The sequence below is a fragment of the Aphanothece stagnina RSMan2012 genome, from assembly GCF_046764815.1.
Classification (GTDB): Bacteria; Cyanobacteriota; Cyanobacteriia; order PCC-6307; family Cyanobiaceae; genus NIES-981.
Genome location: NZ_JBKOUC010000060.1, coordinates 1 through 2,741, shown reverse-complemented (window position 1 = coordinate 2,741; position 2,741 = coordinate 1). Strand labels below are relative to the sequence as shown.

Below are 2,741 nucleotides of genomic sequence, written 5' to 3'. Positions count from 1 at the left end.
GCGATCCGGCCCAAGATCAACCAACAGCTGCACTCGCTGCGGCTGCCTGATCACCACGCTGCGATCAGATCACAGGCCTCGGGATTTACACCACTCCAAGGGACGCGACCCCCGGCTTGCTGGTGGCCTGCGCGCATTAGGCCAGTTCCCAACCACTCCAGCAGAGGGAGCAGGGGACCTGAAAGTCCACGGCAGATCACAAGATCGGATCAACGTGTGTTCAGCGAGTGCCACACCTTGCGCAGGTTGGTGGCTCCACGCACGGCAGCAGCCGAAAGAGGCGCTGGTGAGGGACCGGCGGTTCAGAGCACCCCGTCATGGGGCGAGCCATCCAGCCGGTGCTCACCGAAGCAACGCAGGGCCAGCACGTCCCCCGGGTCACAGCCTCGGCCGATCAGCACGCGGCCGCCGTGGGGGATGTTGTGGAGGCGCTCTGCTGGATCGGCAGGGGTACCGGTCCGCCGCCGCACAGGCCCGTGCGAAGGGAGCAGCGTCCATTGGGCATCAGGCCAAGGTCGATCAGGCCAGCCTCCACGACCCAGGCGGCGATCACCTCGACTGCCACCCCATCGATCGCCGCCTGGCTCCTGAGTGCGTCGAGCAGCGCCTCTGGCAGGTGCCAGTGCACCGGCTTGAGCCCCGCGGCGTGCGTGAGGTCAGTGGAACTGCCTGCGTTCAAGGTGGCTCTCCAGAGTGACTCTGCTGACGTTATGACCGCAGGAGATGGTCCTTCGCAACCGACCGGGAGAAAGCCCCTCACCGGGCCGAGCCGATTGGGGTGGCCGTGCTTCAGCAACGCTCCGAGCTGCCCGATCTCAACGCTGCCTGGCAGGGAGGTCACGGAGATCATCCCGGCAGCGGACAGAGCAAAGGACAGAGCAGCGGGCCAGGTAACCGGAGGGTTCGCCAGTCTCCATTCGCAGTGCGGACCTCCACGCCAATCAGGCTGAGCACGGAATCGACAGCGGTCGTCTCGACCCAGGCGATGGCATCACCCAGGGCTTCCTCCAGGCTGCTGTAGGAGGAATCGAGTTGCCTGTGAGGCTCGCACCAGCCATCGATCAAGCGGTACAGCCGGTGGGGATAGTTCATGGGAGCGCCCATATCTCGATTTGACGACAAATTCAGCCTGCCCAGCGCGGATGTCTACCGCTGTGTCTCGCGACACGCCTTTCAGGGCGTTGGACGCGCGGACCGGTGAAGCCGCCCCATTCCCAGCAGCGCGGCCAGCTGGTCAGGCCAGGGGGTGACACGCCCGTGATGTCAGGGATCCTTGAGCTTGTTGGAGCAGGCGCCCGATCCTCAGCGCACTCCTGACGGCTGCTGAGGGGATGACACGGCGCACTGGTCCTTGAGGCCTGGCCAGGAGCCCGGGATTGCTGCGGCTCACCTGGCCAGATTCGGCCGCCACACCCCGCCAACCTCGCCAGGATTGGGGCACCGCTTCTCCGCGATGCTGCTTCCCTGCCCCCTGTTACCCCTCACCGCCACGGCGGTCGCCGTGAAGATGGCCGCGCTTCAGGCCACGGTGCTGCTGCTGCTCACCCTGCTGATCAAGGCCCGGATCCAGATCAGGACCGCCTCAGCGCTGGGATTGCTTCTCCTGACCCTGCAAACCCTGGCTGGTCTGGCTGCTCTGGCCGGGCTCGGACTGACGGCCTTCGGGGCTGCGGCCGTGGCTGCACGCAGCCGCCCGGCACCGGTGGTGTGATGGCGATGCCGCCCTGGCGGCCGCTGGTGCCCGGCTCCCAGGGAGAGGCGATCAGAGGAAGCTCGAACAGGCCCCGGAGGGATGCTGCGCCGGTGGGAGCTGATCGAGCAGTTCGAAATCCCGGAAGTCGAAGCCAGGCCCCACACAACAGCTGACCAGGCTCCAGCGCCCCGGGCAGCGTGCCGCCTGCCACCAGTCGGCCGGCACCACCACCACCGGTTCCGTCAGGAGTTCGGAAGTCACGGCCGCCGTGGCCGTGCCGGGGAGCGCCAGCGGTCCCAACCAACGGCAGGCGGCGACGCCGCCCTGGGGAGGAAGGATCCAGAGCTCCAGGGGGTCTCCGGCCACGAAGTGCCAGGCCTCATCCGCACCCAGCACCCGATGCCAGCGGCTGAGCCCTCCTGCCGGCAGCAGAAACAGGATCTGGGTGAGCCCGGCCCGCCGTTCACCGTCGGACCTCTGCACGGAAACCCCGCTGCGATGGAATTCCCGGTACCAGCCGCCCTCGGGATGGGGCTGCAGCCCCAGCTGCTGCACCAGACGATCCACGCTGATGCTGTCCAGCTCGAGGGACCACGGCATGGGAAAGGTCGGAAGGGTGGCACCCAACACTGTGGCGGGCCTTGCTCGCGACCACAAAAAAGCCCCCCTCGTGGGAGGGGGGCCAGCGGGATTCCGTTGTTGATCCTGAGGCCTGAGCCTCAGCCGGGCTGTTCAGCCTCAGCCGATCGCCGGGGCGGTCAGCGCCACGGGGGTGGCTTCCGCAGCGGCCAGGTCGAGGGGGAAGTTGTGAGCGTTGCGCTCGTGCATCACTTCCATGCCCAGACCAGCGCGGTTCAGCACATCAGCCCAGGTGTTGATCACGCGGCCCTGGCCGTCGAGGATCGACTGGTTGAAGTTGAAGCCGTTCAGGTTGAACGCCATCGTGCTCACGCCCAGGGCGGTGAACCAGATGCCGATCACAGGCCAGGCAGCCAGGAAGAAGTGCAGGCTGCGGCTGTTGTTGAAGCTGGCGTATTGGAAGATCAGG

At 66.8% G+C, this 2,741-nt stretch carries 5 protein-coding genes; 1 reads left to right on the top strand and 4 read right to left on the bottom strand.

Annotated elements, in window-relative coordinates:
- Positions 1–394: 394 nt before the first annotated feature.
- Positions 395–679 carry a hypothetical protein gene (locus ACLNEE_RS16640; protein WP_412007419.1) on the bottom strand — a complete coding sequence of 95 codons (285 nt, stop codon included), beginning with the start codon at positions 677–679 and terminating at the stop codon, positions 395–397.
- Positions 680–846: 167 nt separating this feature from the next.
- Positions 847–1,092, bottom strand: a complete 246-nt coding sequence (locus ACLNEE_RS16635; protein ID WP_411424725.1) for a hypothetical protein — start codon at positions 1,090–1,092, stop codon at positions 847–849.
- Between the two features lie 361 nt (positions 1,093–1,453).
- On the opposite strand from ACLNEE_RS16635, the gene ACLNEE_RS16630 reads away from it, so the two are divergent.
- Positions 1,454–1,711: a hypothetical protein gene (locus tag ACLNEE_RS16630; protein WP_411424724.1), complete on the top strand. Its 258-nt coding sequence runs from the start codon at positions 1,454–1,456 to the stop codon at positions 1,709–1,711.
- 51 nt (positions 1,712–1,762) lie between these two features.
- Here ACLNEE_RS16630 and ACLNEE_RS16625 read toward each other — a convergent pair whose 3' ends face one another.
- Together ACLNEE_RS16625 and ACLNEE_RS16620 are read right to left on the bottom strand one after the other, a co-directional pair.
- Positions 1,763–2,293, bottom strand: a complete 531-nt coding sequence (locus ACLNEE_RS16625) for a cupin domain-containing protein (RefSeq protein WP_411424723.1) — start codon at positions 2,291–2,293, stop codon at positions 1,763–1,765.
- Positions 2,294–2,431: 138 nt separating this feature from the next.
- Positions 2,432–2,741 (bottom strand): photosynthetic reaction center family protein (locus ACLNEE_RS16620; RefSeq protein ID WP_411424722.1); only part of this gene is annotated, 310 nt, incomplete at its 5' end.